The 15,985-nt window shown below is 77.4% G+C and carries 13 protein-coding genes; 12 read left to right on the forward strand and 1 reads right to left on the reverse strand.

The annotated features are described in order from the left end of the window. Positions 1–27 precede the first annotated feature (27 nt). The 9 genes from B9L22_RS18210 (at position 28) to B9L22_RS20310 (ending at position 11,745) form a co-directional block, all read left to right on the forward strand. A complete protein-coding gene (locus tag B9L22_RS18210) occupies positions 28–594 on the forward strand; it encodes a hypothetical protein (RefSeq protein ID WP_061268560.1) in 567 nt (188 codons plus the stop codon). Further along, entirely contained in the window at positions 591–2,297 is a 1,707-nt protein-coding gene (locus B9L22_RS18215) for an AAA family ATPase (protein WP_086151425.1), read from the forward strand. The genes B9L22_RS18210 and B9L22_RS18215 overlap by 4 nt, the downstream gene beginning before the upstream one ends. After that, positions 2,294–3,652 (forward strand): hypothetical protein, encoded by a 1,359-nt coding sequence (locus B9L22_RS18220; protein WP_086151426.1) that lies wholly within the window; start codon positions 2,294–2,296, stop codon positions 3,650–3,652. The genes B9L22_RS18215 and B9L22_RS18220 overlap by 4 nt, the downstream gene beginning before the upstream one ends. Continuing rightward, entirely contained in the window at positions 3,649–4,689 is a 1,041-nt protein-coding gene (locus B9L22_RS18225) for a glutamate ABC transporter substrate-binding protein (protein WP_233140227.1), read from the forward strand. Before B9L22_RS18220 ends, B9L22_RS18225 begins: the two co-directional genes overlap by 4 nt. After that, the gene (locus tag B9L22_RS18230; protein ID WP_086151427.1) at positions 4,686–5,792 is read left to right on the forward strand and encodes a hypothetical protein; all 1,107 of its coding nucleotides are present in this window, start codon (positions 4,686–4,688) and stop codon (positions 5,790–5,792) included. Before B9L22_RS18225 ends, B9L22_RS18230 begins: the two co-directional genes overlap by 4 nt. Then, positions 5,789–8,140, forward strand: coding sequence for a serine/threonine-protein kinase (locus B9L22_RS18235; protein WP_076406678.1), 2,352 nt, complete (start codon positions 5,789–5,791; stop codon positions 8,138–8,140). Before B9L22_RS18230 ends, B9L22_RS18235 begins: the two co-directional genes overlap by 4 nt. Continuing rightward, positions 8,137–9,429: a PP2C family serine/threonine-protein phosphatase gene (locus tag B9L22_RS18240; RefSeq protein WP_086151428.1), complete on the forward strand. Its 1,293-nt coding sequence runs from the start codon at positions 8,137–8,139 to the stop codon at positions 9,427–9,429. The genes B9L22_RS18235 and B9L22_RS18240 overlap by 4 nt, the downstream gene beginning before the upstream one ends. A 70-nt stretch (positions 9,430–9,499) precedes the next feature. After that, positions 9,500–10,783 (forward strand): VWA domain-containing protein, encoded by a 1,284-nt coding sequence (locus B9L22_RS18245; protein ID WP_086151429.1) that lies wholly within the window; start codon positions 9,500–9,502, stop codon positions 10,781–10,783. Next, positions 10,780–11,745, forward strand: coding sequence for an FHA domain-containing protein (locus B9L22_RS20310; RefSeq protein WP_198947342.1), 966 nt, complete (start codon positions 10,780–10,782; stop codon positions 11,743–11,745). The genes B9L22_RS18245 and B9L22_RS20310 overlap by 4 nt, the downstream gene beginning before the upstream one ends. A 7-nt stretch (positions 11,746–11,752) precedes the next feature. Here the strand turns inward: B9L22_RS20310 and B9L22_RS18255 are convergent, their stop codons facing one another. After that, entirely contained in the window at positions 11,753–12,238 is a 486-nt protein-coding gene (locus B9L22_RS18255; RefSeq protein ID WP_369824872.1) for an Hsp20/alpha crystallin family protein, read from the reverse strand. A 338-nt stretch (positions 12,239–12,576) separates the two neighbouring features. Between B9L22_RS18255 and B9L22_RS18260 the strand changes: the two genes are divergently transcribed. Genes B9L22_RS18260 through B9L22_RS18270 form a run of 3 tightly spaced genes read left to right on the forward strand, consistent with a single transcriptional unit; the run spans position 12,577 to position 15,916 of the window. Further along, entirely contained in the window at positions 12,577–13,290 is a 714-nt protein-coding gene (locus tag B9L22_RS18260) for a biotin transporter BioY (protein ID WP_086151430.1), read from the forward strand. A 20-nt stretch (positions 13,291–13,310) separates the two neighbouring features. Then, positions 13,311–14,708, forward strand: a complete 1,398-nt coding sequence (locus B9L22_RS18265) for a class I adenylate-forming enzyme family protein (protein ID WP_086151431.1) — start codon at positions 13,311–13,313, stop codon at positions 14,706–14,708. Continuing rightward, positions 14,705–15,916, forward strand: coding sequence for a thiolase family protein (locus B9L22_RS18270; protein WP_086151432.1), 1,212 nt, complete (start codon positions 14,705–14,707; stop codon positions 15,914–15,916). The genes B9L22_RS18265 and B9L22_RS18270 overlap by 4 nt, the downstream gene beginning before the upstream one ends. Positions 15,917–15,985 lie beyond the last annotated feature (69 nt).

The raw sequence follows: 15,985 nt of genomic DNA on the forward strand, positions 1-15,985 counted from the left end.
CGCACCACAGATCGGACCCCGAGCTAGATGGGCTGGTTCTCCGACGTGATCGGCCGCCTCGGCGGCCGGTCCTCCGCGCCCGAGCCCGAGCACGAGCTGCCGGCCCCGCCCACGTCGACCGACATCCTCGCGTCGGTCGAGCGGGTCGAGCAGCAGATCGAGGGGCGCGTGCCGCCCGCCGTGACGGCGCGCGTGCACCGCATCACCGGCACGGTCGAGGAGATGGTCCCGCGCCTCGACCGCCTCGGCGGCGGGTCGCAGCAGGCGCACACGGTCGTCGCGACGGCGACGAGCTACCTGCCCGAGGCAGTGGGCGCCTACCTGCGCCTGCCGCGCGACTTCGCCGACCGGCGGGTCGTCGCGCAGGGCAAGACGTCGCTCATGCTGCTGTGCGACCAGCTCGACCTGCTCGGCGTGACGCTCGACAAGATCTCCGACGCCGTCTCGCGGGCCGACGCCGCGGCCCTCGTCGCGCACGGCGCGTTCCTCGCGGAGAAGTTCCGCGACTCGTCGATCGCGCTCGACCCCGGCGCGGGCCGGGGCACGCCGCAGCCGGGTCCGCCGTCGGAGCCCGGACGACTGGAGGCACCGTGACCACCCCGGACACCCCGACCCTCGCGGCGGCGCTGGACGCGCTGGACGCCGCCGCGCGCGCCGCGGGCGTCGACGAGGAGGCCGCCCGCGACGAGGGCGCGCGCCTCGCCGCGGCCGTCGCCGAGTCCTCCCCCGGCGCCCCGGCGGCGTGGCTCGCCGCGCTGGGCCACGACCCGGCGGCCACGGGCGCGTTCTTCACCGCGGCGTCGAGCGCCCGGCGCTGGCGCACGTCCCCGACCGACGTCCTCGCCGCCCTCGGGGCGGCGCGCTCCAAGCACGCGACCGCGTACGGGCAGGCGCTCGCCGACGTCGCCCGTGCGGCCGCGCGCCTCGGCTCCCCCGGCCCGCACGTCGCCGGGGCCACCGCCTCGACCGCCGCCGTCCAGCAGGCCGGAGCCGGCCCGGTGGCCGCTCCCGCTGTCGGCCACGCGCCGTCGGGCCCGACGCCCGCCGCGGGCGGCCCGCTCGCCGCACCCCGCACGACGGGCGGCGCGGACCCGTTCGACCTCGGCGACCTGCTCGCCGCGCAAGGCTCGCTCGACGCGCTGCGCCGCCCGGCCCCCGAGGTCCCGTCCGTCGCGTCGATCCTCGACGCGCTCGGTGCGCGCGGGACCGGGAGCGGAGCCGCGCCGTCCGGCACGACGCACGCCCCGGCGTCGGGCACGACGGCGGACGCGACCGCCGGGAGCACAGAGACGGCCACGGAGACCGCCGCGGAGGCGGCAGTCGAGGAGGAGCCTGCGCGCTCGATCGAGGAGCTGCTCGCTGAGCTCGACGCGCTCACGGGACTCACGCGCGTCAAGGACGAGATCCACCGCCAGACGGAGCTCCTGCGCGTCGAGAAGCTGCGCACCGAGGCGGGCCTGACCCGCCCCACGCTCACGCGCCACCTCGTGTTCCTCGGCAACCCGGGCACGGGCAAGACGACGGTCGCGCGGCTCGTCGCGGGCATCTACCGCGCGCTCGGTCTGCTCGAGAAGGGCCACCTCGTCGAGGTGGACCGCTCGGAGCTCGTCGCGGGCTACCTCGGGCAGACTGCCGTGAAGACGTCGGAGGTCGTCGCGACCGCGCTCGGCGGCGTCCTGTTCGTCGACGAGGCGTACGGGCTCGCGGAGGACCAGTACGGCGCCGAGGCGATCAACACCCTCGTCAAGGACATGGAGGACCACCGCGACGAGCTCGTGGTCATCGTCGCCGGCTACCCCGGCCCGATGGCCGACTTCCTCGCGACGAACCCCGGCCTCGAGTCGCGGTTCTCCACGACCATCACGTTCGAGGACTACGCCGACGCCGAGCTGCGCGACATCTTCGCGAGCATGGCCTCCCGGGCGGACTTCGAGCCGACCCCCGAGGCGCTCGACGTCTTCGCCCGGCTCGCCGCCGCGCAGCCGCGCACCGAGGGGTTCGGCAACGCCCGCTGGGCCCGCAACGTGCTCGACGCCGCGATCGCGCGCCACGCGTGGCGGCTCAAGGACGTCGACGCCCCGACGATCGACGAGCTGCGCCTGCTCCTGCCCGTCGACCTCGTGGACGGCGAGGGGGCTCCCGCGCTCCTCGCGACGCTCGAGCCGCCCGCACCCGAGGACGCGCCGGCCGACCCGCCTGCCACCGAGACCACCGACGGCACCGGCGGCACCGACGGCACCGACGGCACCGACGACGCACCAGACACCGCACCCTCCAGCGCCGAGGAGAACGCATGACGACCACCCCGGTCCGCCCGGCGGGCCAGCAGATCGTCCCGGCCGGCGGACCCGCGCCGGGCGGTGCCCTGACCGCCCCGGGCGGGGGCGCCGTCGTCCCGCAGGGGTCGCAGAGCGCCGCGGTGTCCCGCGCGCGCGGCGCGCTGCGACGGACGCCCGGCAAGCTGCGCCTCGTCATGGCGCTGTGCGTGCTCGCCGCGCTCGCGCTCGGCGTCCTCGGGTTCCAGGCCGGCAGCCTCCAGTCGCGCGCGCTCGCCGCGGCGAGCGAGGACGCGGCCCAGCTCGTCGGCGTCCAGGAGGTCCGCAACGCGCTCGTCGCCGCGGACGCGACCGCGACCGGGGCGTTCCTCGTCGGGGGCCTCGAGCCCGCCGACCAGCGCGCGCGGTACGACGAGCTCGTCGACCAGGCCGCGAACCGCCTCGCCACGCTCTCGGGCAGCAACGAGGCGGACGCCGCGCTGCTGGGCCAGGTGGCCGCCGACCTCACGGTCTACACGGGCCTCGTCGAGCAGGCACGCGCCACCAACCGGCAGGGCTTCCCCGTCGGGTCCGCGTACCTCGACCAGGCCTCGACGATCCTGCGCGAGCAGATGCTCCCCGCGCTCGACGAGGTCGTGCTCGACGACGCCGACCGCGTCGCCGCGGACTTCTCGGGCGTGCGCAACGCGCTGTGGGTGCTCGCGGCCGGCCTGCTGGCCCTCGCCGTGCTCCTCGCGAGCCAGGTGTGGCTCGCGCGGCGCACGCACCGCGTGCTCAACGTGGGGCTCGCCGTCGCCACGGCCGTGCTGCTCGTCGTGGGCGTCGTCTCGACGGTCCTGCTGTCCCAGGCGAGCGCCCGCGCGCACGACGTGCGGACCGGCCCGTACGCCGCGACGCTCGCCGCGTCGCAGGCGTACTCGCTCGCGAACGACGCGAAGTCCATGGAGGCGTTCACGCTCATCAAGCGCGGCTCGGGCCAGACGTACGAGGAGTCGTTCGTCGCGGCCACGGACGACGCGGCGGCACGCCTCGACACCGCGGCGGCCGAGGGCAACCTCGACGGGACGACGGCGCAGGCGCTCGACGCCTGGGTCGCGCGGCACGCCGAGATCCGCGCGCTCGACGACGCGGGCCAGTGGGACGACGCGGTCGCCCTCGCGACCGCGACCGACCCCGAGAGCCCCAACGCCGCGTTCGACGCGTTCTCGGCAGCGGCGCGCGACGACATCGAGACCCACGCCGCCGCGACGAGCGACCGCCTCGACAGCGCGGCGACGACGGCCACCGTCGCGGGCTGGCTGCTGCTCGCGGCAGGGCTCGTCGCGGCGCTGCTCGCGTGGCGCGGCGTGACGGCACGACTGGAGGAGTACCGGTGACCACGACGCCCGCCCCCCACGCCCGGCCCGCCGGGACCCGCCGCGCCGGCACGCGCGCGCGCCGCGCCGGCGTCGTCACGACCGGGCTGGCCTCGGCGCTCGTCGCGCTGCTGACGCTCGGCGCGTGCTCAGGGCCGTCCGGCGCGGAGGACCTGCGCCTGACGACCACCCCGGAGGACGAGTCGGCCACGGAGTCCCCCGCGGCGCCCGCCGCACCGGCCGAGTGCGCCGACCCGCTCGCCTCGTACGCGCCCGAGGGCGCGCTGCCCGGCCCGGACGCCCTGCCCGGCGGCAGCACCATGGCCGCGATCCGCGACCGCGGCACGCTCGTCGTCGGTGTCTCGGCGGACACGCTGCTCATGGGCGCGCGGAACCCGCTGTCCGGCCAGATCGAGGGCTTCGACATCGACGTGCTGCACGAGGTCTCGCGCGCGATCTTCGGCGACCCCGACCGGCTGCAGTTCCGCGTCATCACGTCGGGGCAGCGGCTCGAGGTGCTCGAGAACGGCGAGGTCGACCTCGTCGCGCGCGCGTTCACCATCAACTGCGAGCGCTGGGAGTCCATCGCGTTCTCCGCGGAGTACTACCACGCGGGGCAGAAGGTGCTCGTCACGCGCGACTCGACCGCGAACGGGATCGCCGACCTCGAGGGACAGCGCGTGTGCGCGCCCGAGGGCACGACGACGCTCACGCGCCTCGAGCAGTTCTCCGGCATCGAGCCCGTCCCGGCGACCACGCACACGCAGTGCCTCGTGCTGTTCCAGCAGGGCAAGGTCGACGCGATCACGGGTGACGACACGATCCTCGCGGGCTTCGCGGCCCAGGACCCGTACGCGAAGGTCGTCGGCGAGGCGATCAGCGACGAGCCCTACGGCATCGGCATCCCCGCGCAGAACGTCGACATGGTGCGGTTCGTCAACGGGGTGCTGGAGCAGATGAAGGCCGACGGGCGCTGGGCCGCGATCTACGGCGAGTGGCTCGGCGGCCTGGGCCCGGCCCCGACCCCGCCGGCCGCGGTGTACGGCCGCACGCCGTGACGCGCTCCCCCGCACCCGAGGCGCCGGGACGGCTCGGCGAGGCGATCCCCGCCGCCGACCTCCTGGCGTACCTCGGCGCGCTCGAGACCTGGCTCGACGAGCGCCGCACCGAGCTCGACCGGCTCGACGCCGCCGCGCAGGCCGCCGCGACGCCCGACGCCTACACCGCCGACCTCGTGCTCGCGCTGTCGCTGTGGCAGGCGATCCGCTCGCGCGCCGACGAGATCCGGCCCGTGTGGGACTCGGGCCGGGCCGACGCCGTCGCGCGCGAGAAGATCTCCCAGCTCCTGTGGGGCCGGCTCGACTCGGGCTCGGGCGCCGCGCTCGTCTCGCTCGTCGAGGCGGTCAAGCTGTGCGACGCGCTCGTCGTGCAGCTGCGCACGCGCCTGTCCTTCGACCCGCACACGGCCGACCAGGTGGCGCGGCTGCGCGGCGTGCGCGCCGAGCTCGTGCGCTGCGAGGACCTCGCCGGCGCGGACGCCGACGCGCGCGGACGCGTCGAGACCCTCCGCGGGCGCCTCGACCACCTCGTCGCGCAGGCCGCGCGCGGCGCCGACGTGTCGGGCCCGCTCGCGGAGCTCGAGACCGAGGTCGCGCGCGCCGAGCGCGACCTCATCGTCGCGTCCGCGCAGCGTCGCGAGCTGCGTCGCGACCGCGCCCGCAGCGAGGAGCAGCGCGCCGCGCTCGAGGCGCGCGAGCCCGCGCTGCGCGAGCTCGTCGCGCGCTGCCGCCGCGAGATCGCGCACCCGCCACGGCTCGCCGTCCCCGACGTCTCGCGCCTCGGCCCCGTGCCCGACTCGCGGTTCGAGCTCGACGCCTACGCGGCCCGGCTCGCGACCGTGGCCCGCGCCGTCGAGACCGTCGAGGACGCCTACACCCGTCCCCTGCGCGCCCGCGCCGAGCTGCGGTACAGCCTGGAGCGGCTCGCCGCGCGGGCCGAGGCCAACGGCCGCTCGGCGTCCCCGACGGTGCGCTCGGGCCTCGCCGAGGCGCGCGAGGCCGTCGAGACGACGCCGTGCGACGTGACGCTCGCGCGGTTCCTCGTCGAGCAGTACCAGTTCCTCACCCGCGACCTGCCCACCCCGGAAGGAGCGTCGTCGTGACGACCACCGCGACCGTCCCGTGCTCGGAGCCCGGCTGCCCGGGCACCATCGAGGACGGCTACTGCAACGTCTGCGGCGCGCCCGCGGGCGGCTCCGGCACCACGCCGACGCCCGCCGCGAGCGGCACCACCGGCGTGCCCGCGCCCGGGAGCGCGGCCGCCGCCTCGCCGTCCGCCATGCTCGGCACCGGGTTCGTGCAGGGCCGCCCGGGCACCGCCGGGGCGGGCGACCCCGACGCCGAGCGCTCCACGCGCACCGGCCGCACGAGCTCGAGCCGCCTCGCGTCGACCGCGCTCGGCTCCGCGCGCACCGCCGCGACCGGCTCCAAGGCGACCCGGCGCGTCGGGACGTCCTCGACGCGGCTGCGTGGCCGCGGCCTCGGCGCGGGCCTCACGACGGTCCCGTCGGTGCCCGTCCGGGACCCGCTGCAGTCCGTCATGGCCGTGCCCGAGGTCGCCGAGCGCAAGCGCTTCTGCCCCGCGTGCGGCGAGAAGGTGGGCCGCGGGCGCGACGGGCAGCCCGGCCGCACCTCCGGGTTCTGCCCCCACTGCGGCAACCGCTTCGACTTCACGCCGCAGCTGAAGCCGGGCGACCTCGTGGGCGGGCAGTACGAGGTCGTGGGCTGCCTCGCGCACGGAGGCCTCGGCTGGATCTACCTCGCGCGCGACCAGAACGTGTCCGGCCGGTGGGTCGTGCTCAAGGGCCTGCTCAACTCCGGCGACCCCGACGCCTACGCGGCGGCGATCTCGGAGCGCCAGTTCCTCGCGGAGGTCGAGCACCCGCTCATCGTCGAGATCTACAACTTCGCGATGCACGACGGCGCCGGCTACACCGTCATGGAGTACGTCGGCGGCGAGTCGCTCAAGGAGATCCTCCAGCAGCGCCGGGAGGACAACAACGGCGTCATCGACCCGATGCCCGTGGACCAGGCCCTCGCCTACGTGCTCGCGATCCTGCCCGCGTTCGCGTACCTGCACGACCACAACCTGCTGTTCTGCGACTTCAAGCCGGAGAACGTCATCCAGCAGGGCGACGGCGTCAAGCTCATCGACCTCGGCGGCGTGCGCCGCACCGACGACCTCACCTCCGCCATCTTCGGCACGGTCGGCTACCAGGCGCCCGAGGTCGCGGAGGTCGGGCCGTCGGTCGCGTCCGACATCTACACGATCGGCCGCACCCTCGCGACGCTCGTCCTCGACTTCCGCGGGAACACGACGACGTACGTCGCGTCGCTCCCGCCCGTCGCGGACACCCCGGTGTTCCAGCAGTACGACTCGTTCTACCGCCTGCTCGCCAAGGCGTGCGCGCTCGACCCGGCCGACCGGTTCGCGACCGCGGACGAGATGCGCACCCAGCTCCTCGGCGTCCTGCGGGAGGTCGTGGCGGCCGACGCCGGCCCGGGCAACCCGGCGCTGCACTCCGCGGCCTCGGTCCTGTTCGAGGCGCCGGTCGCGGACGTCGCGTCCCGCCCGCTCGCCTGGGACGAGCTGCCGACGCTGCGGCGCGACGACCACGACCCCATGGCGAGCTGGCTCGCCGGGGTCAACGTCGTGGACCCGGACGCGCGCCTCGCCGCGCTCGCCGACGCGCCCGAGGACACGGTCGAGGTGCGCCTCGCCCGTGCGCGCGCCGCGATCGAGGCGGAGCGGTTCGACGTGCTGCGCGACACGATCGCGACCATCCTCGCGGACGACCCGTGGGAGTGGCGCGCCGCGTGGATCGGCGGCCTCGGCGAGCTCGCGCAGGGTGACCCGGTCGCGGCGCGCGCGTCGTTCAACGCCGTCTACGGGCAGGTGCCGGGCGAGCTCGCGCCCAAGCTCGCGCTCGCCGCGGCCTGCGAGCTGAGCGGCGAGCCCGACATCGCCGAGTCGCTGTACGTGATCTGCGCGCGCACCGACGCGAACTACACCGCGCCGGCCGCGTTCGGGCTCATGCGCGTGCGCGAGGCCCGCGGCGACCTCGACGGCGCGCTGCACGCGCTCGACCTCGTCGGCCCGACGCGCGGGTCGTACGTCGAGTCCCGCACCCTCCGCGCGCACCTGCTCGCCGCCTCGGGCCGCGGGCTGCCCGCGCTCGCCGACGCCATGGCGAGCGTCTCGACCGTCGCGATCGCACCGCGCGAGCGGGCCGAGCTCGCGGTGGGCGTCCTGCGCTCCGCGCTCGACACCGTGACGACCTCCGGCCCGGAGCCGACCACGCGCATCGCGGGCGTGCCCGCCGACGAGCCCGCGCTGCGCGACGCGCTCGAGGGCGCGTACCGCGAGCTCGCGTCGCTCACCGACTCGCGGGACGAGCGCATCACGCTCGTGGACCGCGCGAACGAGGTGCGCCGGTGGACGATCCGATGAGCGACTCCCCCGCGCCCGCACCCGCGCCCGGCGGCACGGTCGCGGAGCCGAGCGGCGTGCTCGCGTGCCCGGCGTGCGGGGAGCCGTCGCCCGAGGGGGCCCGGTTCTGCGAGGCGTGCGGCACCCCGCTCGCCCCGCTCCCGACGGCGACGGACCCGGCCGCCGGGACCGGACCCGCCGCGGACCTCGCGACCGACGCCGCGACGGACTCCGCAGCAGCCGGGACCGGTGACGGCGGGCCCGGTGCCGACGCCGGGACCGACGCCGGGACCGCCGCGCCGTCGGGCGAGGCCTCCACCGAGACCGGCGGCGACGCGGCCGAGAGCGGCGCGCGCCCCTGCGTGCGCTGCGGCGGCCGGGTCGCCGAGGACGGGTACTGCACCGAGTGCGGCGAGCCCGCGGCGTCCGAGCGCGACCACTGGGCCGAGCGGCCCGCGAGCTGGGTCGCGGGCGTGTGCGACCGGGGCGTGCGGCACTCGCGCAACGAGGACGCGATGGCCCTCGCAGCGAGCCCGTCCGCGACCGCCGAGCGGGCGTTCGCGGCGCTCGTCGTGTGCGACGGCGTGTCCTCCGCCCCCGACTCCGACGTCGCGAGCCTCGCCGCGGCGCGCGCCGCGCGCGACGTGCTCGCGGCCCGCGGCCCCGACGGGCCCGACCCCGTGACCGGCGAGGCGTCGGCGCGCATGGGCGCGTGGTCCGCGCTGCTCGGCGACGCGTCGCGCGCGGCGCAGGACGCGATCCTCACGACCGTGGGCACGATGGCCGACCGCGAGAACCCGCCGTCGTGCACGTTCGTCGCGGCCGTCGTCGACGGGCCGCTCGTCGTGGCGGGCTGGGTGGGCGACTCGCGCGCCTACTGGATCCCGGACGACGGCGACGCGCACCAGCTCAGCGTGGACGACTCGTGGGCGCAGGAGATGATCGCGCAGGGCGTGCCGCGCGCCCAGGCGGAGACGTCGCCGCAGGCGCACGCGATCACGCGCTGGCTCGGCCCCGACGCCCCCGACCCGGTGGCCCGCACGGCCGCGACCCTGCCCGACCGCGACGGCTGGCTGCTCGTGTGCTCGGACGGCCTGTGGAACTACTGCTCCCCCGCGGCCGACCTGGCGGCCCTCGTGCGCAGCACGCAGGACCGTGTCGGCGACGACCCGCAGGTGCTCGCGGGCGCGCTCGTCGACTGGGCGAACGCCCAGGGCGGCCGGGACAACATCACGGCGACGCTCGCCCGGTTCTCCCGGGCGTCGTCCGCGACCCCGCCGCCGCCCCCGGCGGACCCCGCCACGGCCTGACGCGCACCGCGCGTCGGGCCCCGACGACCCGATAGCCTGCACGAACACCCGCACCACCGAAGGAGCCCCCATGGCCGAGTTCGCCGCCGAGGTCTACCAGAACGAGTTCCTGTCCGAGGGCGCGACGGACGTCCACGCGATCGTCACGGTGACGTGCCGTGGCGCCGGGAGCGCGGGGAGCGCCGGCGGCGCGGGCGGGGTGGCCGAGATCATCATGGTCGACACGTCGGGGTCGATGTCGGGGCGCAACATCGAGGCCGCGAAGCACGCGGCCCAGGTCGCGGTCGACCAGATCCTCGACGGCACGTGGTTCGCGATCGTCGGCGGCAGCCACGTCGCGAACCGTGCGTTCCCCTACCCGAACGCCCGCATGGCCATGGTGCAGATGGAGCCGGGCGCGCGCGCCGAGGCGAAGCGCGCGATCTCGATGCTCACGCCCGGCGGCGGGACGGCGATGAGCACGTGGCTGCGTCTCGCGGACCAGCTCTTCGCGACGGTGCCGCAGGCGACGCAGCGGCACGCGATCCTGCTCACCGACGGCAAGAACGAGTCCGAGCCCCGCGCCAACCTCTCGGCCGCGGTGCGGGACGTCACGGGCCACTTCCAGTGCGACGCGCGCGGCGTCGGCTCGCGCTGGCAGGTCGACGAGCTGCGCGAGATCTCCACCGCGCTGCTCGGCACGGTGGACCTCATCGCGGACCCGAACGAGATCGCCGCCGACTTCGAGAAGCTCATGCAGGCGTCGATGGCGCGCGGCGTCGCCTCGGCCGACCTGCGCGTGTGGGCCCCGCAGGGCTCGCAGGTGCTGTTCGTGCGCCAGGTCGCCCCGACCGTCGAGGACCTCACGCACCGCCGCTCCGAGGTCAACCCGCTCACGGGCGCGTACCCGACCGGGTCGTGGGGCGACGAGTCGCGCGACTACCACGTCGCGGTGCGCGTGGCCTCGAAGCCCGTCGGCTCCGAGCAGCTCGCGGCGCGCGTCCAGCTCGCCGTGAACGGCGAGGTCGTGTCCTCGGGCCTGGTCAAGGCCAAGTGGTCCGACGACGAGTCGCTCACCACGCGCATCAACCCCGAGGTCGCGCACTACACCGGCCAGACCGAGCTCGCCGCGGCGATCCAGGAGGGCCTCGCGGCCAAGGCGTCGGGCGACGAGGCGACGGCGACCGTCAAGCTCGGCCGCGCCGTCCAGCTCGCGCAGCAGACCGGGAACGAGGAGGCGACGTCGCGGCTGCGCAAGGTCGTCGAGATCGACGACGAGGAGCACGGCACCGTGCGGCTCAAGCGCAACACCTCGACGCTCGACGAGATGGCGCTCGACACCGCCTCGACGAAGACGACGCGGGTGCGTCGGTGAGCGCCGTCGTCTGCCCCAACGGGCACCCCTCGGAGTCGACCGACTACTGCGACGTGTGCGGCGAGCCCATCGCTGCGACGTCGGCACCCGCGACGCCCGCGGCGGGTGCGTCGTCCCCTGCTCCGGGCGCGGCCTCCGCACCGGCGCAGGCCCTCGAGTGCCCGAACTGCGGCTCGCCCGCTCCTGCCGGCGCGCTGTTCTGCGAGAACTGCGGCTACGACTTCACCACCGGTGCCCTGCCCGACCCGGTGGAGCCCGCGTCCGCGCTCTCGCTCGACCCGCCGTCGCGCCCCACGCCGGCCACCCCGGCCGCCCTCGCCGCTGCCCCGGCCGCCCCGGAGGCGGGCCTCGCGTCGGGCGCGACGCCGCCCTCGCTCCCGGCTCCGGCCGCGTCCCCGGCGTCCGCGGCCAGCCCGCCGCCGGGCGCCTCCGCACCGCTCGAGGCTCCGGCGTCGACGCCGGCCGCCGGGACCGCCGCGGGTGCGCAGCCCACCGGTGCGCCCGCGGACCCGGCCGCGCCGTCGGGCGCGCACCTGCCGACCCCGCCCGTTCCCGGGCCGGACCAGTGGGTCGTCGAGATCTGGATCGACCCGGACTGGTACGCGGCCCAGCAGCCCGAGGACCCCATGCCGTCGGCGGGCCTGCCGGGGCTCGTCGTGCTGCGCGAGCGCAGCGTGCTCGTGGGGCGCCCCTCGGTCTCGCGCGGCATCCACCCGCAGGTCGACTGCGGCGCGGACACCGGGGTCTCGCGACGACACTGCCAGCTCAGCACGGACGGGCAGCGCTGGTGGGTCGAGGACCTGCAGTCCTCGAACGGCACCTACGTGAGCCCCGCGGGCGAACCGCTCCCGACGGACCCGATCCCCGCCGGCCAGCGACGCGAGCTGGCCGACGGGGACCGCGTGTACCTCGGGGCGTGGACGCGCCTCGTCGTCCGCAAGGCGCTCCCGGGCGAGGCGTGAGCCCGGCTCAGCCCTCCGACGTCTGAGGCTCGGCCTCGGCCGTGATCTGGGTCGCCGCGCCGCCCGCGCGGTGCGCGACCTCGATCCGGCGGGGCCGGGCCTCCTCGGCCACCGGGATCGTCAGCGTCAGCACGCCGTCCTCGTACGACGCCGTGATCTTGTCGAGCGCCAGGCCGCGCCCCACCGTGAGCTGGCGCGCGTACGTGCCGGACGGCCGCTCGCGGGCGAGCCACTGGACGTCCGGGTCGGTCCGGGGGCTGCGCTCGGCGCGGATGGTCAGCGTGCGGTCCTCGACGGACACGTCGATCGTGCCCGGGTCGACGCCCGGGAGGTCCATCGTCAGCACGTAGTGGTCCCCGGCGCGGAACAGGTCGAGCGGCATGCCGCCCGAGGCCGCCGAGGCCGCGGTCGCGCGGGCGCCGGACGCGAGCTGGCCGACCAGACGGTCCATCGCGTCGAAGGTGCTCGTGAAGGGGTCGGTCATCGCAGCCACACCTCTCACCTCCTCGTCGCACGGTCCCGGACGGTCCGGGACCGGTCGGTGCTCCCGCGAGGCAGGCACCCCGCGGGCGGCTACAGCTCCTGTTTTAGCACTCTCCCCCTGAGAGTGCCAAGAGGTGCGACGCGTCGTGTCGCCCGGCCGGACAGGCCGGGTTGTGCGGCTCCCACACCGACCTCGCGTTCGCGCCCCGGCGCAGTTGGAGGATCCCTCCAACGCCTTGTGCGATCCGTGCACGGCGGGCCGCGGAGGTGGTCGCGAGCGCCGTCGCCCGACGACCGCCGTCCCGGCCAGAGTGGACACGCCCGACCACCGACAGCAGGGAGCCCGCGATGACCGACGCCCGCACGGAGACGCCCGCCGCCACCCCGTCCGCCACGGCGCCCACCGCCCCGGAGGTGCTGCGCGACGCACCGCGGGACGTCCCCGACCGTCGCCGCGGCCGGTTCGCGCTCGACGCCGGCGACGCCGCGCGGGTCGCGACGTTCGCCGCGCTCCTGGGCGCGCTCGGCCTGCCCGGATCGATCACGCTGTTCGGCAACGCGGTGCCCGTGACGCTCCAGACGCTGGGCGTCATGCTCGCGGGGGCGATCCTCGGCGCGTGGCGCGGCTCGCTCGCCGTCGCGACGTTCCTCGCGCTCGCCGCGGCCGGCCTCCCCGTCCTCGCGGGCGGGCGCGGCGGGCTCGGGGCGTTCGTCGGGCCGTCCGCGGGCTACCTCGTCGGGTTCCTCGCCGGCGCGGCCGTCGTCGGCCTGCTCGTCGACCGGCTCCGGCGCGTCACGTTCGCGCCGGTGCTCGTCGCGTGCCTCGTCGGCGGGATCGCGGTCGTCTACGCCGTCGGCATCCCGGTGCAGGCGCTCGTCACGGGCGTGCCGCTGCCCACGACCGCGCAGCTCTCGCTCGCGTTCCTGCCCGGCGACCTGCTCAAGGCGCTCGCCGCCGCCGCGATCACGGTGGGCGTCGTGCGGGCCTACCCCGCGGCCCGTCCGGTCGGGCGCACCGGCCGCGGCGACCGTGCCGCGGCCGACGGCCGCCCCGCCTCCTGAACACCTGCGAGAGTGTCCGCGTGCCCGTCGCCCACCAGGTCCTGACGCACGCCGCCGACCCGGCGGCGCGCGACCGTCCCGCCCTGCGCACGCCCGAGCGCTCGCGCACCTACGCCGCGCTCGCCGCGGACGTGCGCGCGGGCGCGACGCACCTGCGCGCGTCGGGCACGCGACCGGGCGACCTCGTCGCCGTGTCGCTGCCGGACCCGCTCGACCTGCTCACGGCGATGCTGGCCGTCGACCACCTGGGCGCGACGCCGCTCGTGTGCGACGCCGCGTGGCCACGCGCCCACCGCGCCGAGGTGCTGCGCACGCTCGCGCCGCGCACGTTCGTCGAGGTGCCGCTGCCGCGCGGGACCGGCACCGCCGACGGCGCGGAGCCCGCGCCGTCGCACGTCCCCGGTCCCGACGACCTCGCGTGGGCCGGGTTCTCGTCCGGGAGCACCGGCCGCCCGCGCGCGGTCGTGCGCACGCGCGCGTCGTGGGCGGGGTCGTTCGACGCGGTCACCCGTCTCCTCGGGCTGCGACCCACCGACGCCGTCCTCGTCCCCGGCCCGCTCGCGTCGTCGCTGTACTGCTTCGCCGCCGTGCACACGCTCGCCGTCGGGGCGTGCGCCGTCCTCACCCGCACCCCGGCCGCGACGACGGCGGCGCTCGCGACGAGCGACGTCGTGCACCTCGTGCCGCAGGTCCTCGACGACGTGCTCGACGCCGTCGCCGCGGGCGCGCCGTCCCGGCTGCGGCACGCGGTCGTCGGCGGGGCGTCGCTCGCGCCCGGGGCGCGGGAGCGGGCGCGGGGCCTCGGAGTCGACGTGCTCGCGTACTACGGCGCCGTCGAGCTGTCGTTCGTCGCCTACGACCCCGACGGGTCGGGGCTGCGCGCGTTCCCCGGCGTGGACCTGGCGGTGCGCCCCCTGCCGTCGGCGAGCGTCGGCGAGGTGTGGGTCCGCTCGCCGTGGGTGTCGCGCGGCTACCTCGCGCGCGCCACGGGGCCGCTGCGGCGCGACGGCGCGTGGCACACCGTCGGGGACCTCGCCGACCCGGGGCCGGAGCCGCTCGTGCTGCGCGGCCGGGGCGACGGCGCGATCCTCTCGGGCGGCTCGACGGTCGTGCCCGAGGACGTCGAGGTCGTGCTGCGGGCCGTGCCCGGGGTGCGCGACGTCGTCGTGCTCGGCACGGCGCACCGGCGCCTCGGGGCCGTCGTGACCGCAGTCGTGGAGTGCGACGACCGGTCGGGGCTGCGTGCGCACCTCGAGCGGGTCGCCCGCGCGGCGCTCGCGCCGGCCCAACGACCGCGGCGCTGGTACGGCACGCGCGCGCTGCCGCGGACGCCGTCGGGCAAGCCCGCGCGCGGCGCGGTGAGCGAGGCCCTCGGCGGGACGGACCTCGCGCGGTCGGGCCTGGAGCCGCTGCGGTGACCCGGCACCCGAGCACGTCGACGCACGGCACGACGGACGCGACGCCCGTCGTGGTCGCCGCGCGCCGCACGTGGATCGGCACCGCGGGCCACGGGCACCGGGCGCTCACCGAGGTGGACCTCGCGGCCGCGGCGCTGCGCGCGACCCTCGACGACGCACGGGCGCACGGCGTCGCCGCCGACGTCGCGGACGTCGTGCTCGGGTGCTGCACGGGCCCCGGCGGGGACGTCGCGCGCGTCGCGGCGCTCGCCGCGGGAGCGGGCGCCCGCGTGCCGGGCCTCACGGTCGACCGGCAGTGCGCGTCGGGCCTCGCGGCCGTGCTCGTCGCGGCGCAGCAGGTCCGCGCGGGCGAGGCGGCGCTCGTCCTCGCGGGCGGCACCGAGAGCGCGACGCGCTCCCCCGCGCGGGCCCACCGCACGCCCTGGGGCGACGTCCCGTACACGCGCGCGGCGTTCGCGCCCGTGCCGTGGGCGGACCCGGGGATGGGCGCCGCCGCCGACGAGCTCGCGCGGCGCCGCGGCGTGACCCGCGAGCGCCAGGAGGCGTACGCGGTGCGCAGCCACGCGCGCGCCCGTGCGGCGCACGACGCCGGCCGGTTCGCCGCCGAGACCGTGCGCGTCGGCCCGCCGGGCCGTGCCCTGGAGCGCGACGAGCGCGCGCGCCGACTCGACCCGGCCGTCGTCGCACGGCTGTCCCCCGCGTTCGCCCCCGACGGGACAGTCACGGCGGCGACGTCGAGCCCGGTGAGCGACGGCGCCGCGGTCGTCGCGGTGGTTCCCGAGGCGGTGCGCCGCGACCTGGGCCTCGCGGGGCTGCGGGTCGTCGCGTCGGCCACCGTGGGCTGCGACCCGGCGCTGCCCGGGTGGGGCCCGGTGCCCGCGGTGCGCGCGGTGCTCGACCGCGCCGGCGCGCGGCTCGACGACGTCGCGGCGGTCGAGGTCGTCGAGGCGTTCGCGGCCCAGGTGCTCGCGGTCACCGACGCGCTCGGCCTCGACCCGCTGGGCGACCCGGCGGACGACGCGCGCGTGTGCGCCGACGGCGGCGCGCTCGCGCTGGGGCACCCGTGGGGCGCGAGCGGCGCGGTGTCGGTGGTCCGGCTGTTCTCCCGGCTCGTGCGCGGGGGCGCGCGGGCCGGGACGCTCGGGCTCGCGACGGCGGCCGTCGGCGGCGGCCAGGGCGTCGCGGTGCTCGTGGAGGTGGCGCGGTGATCGCGCGGGCGGCGCGCGCCGTGCGGGCGCGACGTCGGGACCGCCCGGCCGAGGTCGCGGCACCCGCGC

The sequence above is a fragment of the Cellulosimicrobium sp. KWT-B genome, assembly GCF_002127155.1.
Classification (GTDB): domain Bacteria; phylum Actinomycetota; class Actinomycetes; order Actinomycetales; family Cellulomonadaceae; genus Cellulosimicrobium; species Cellulosimicrobium funkei.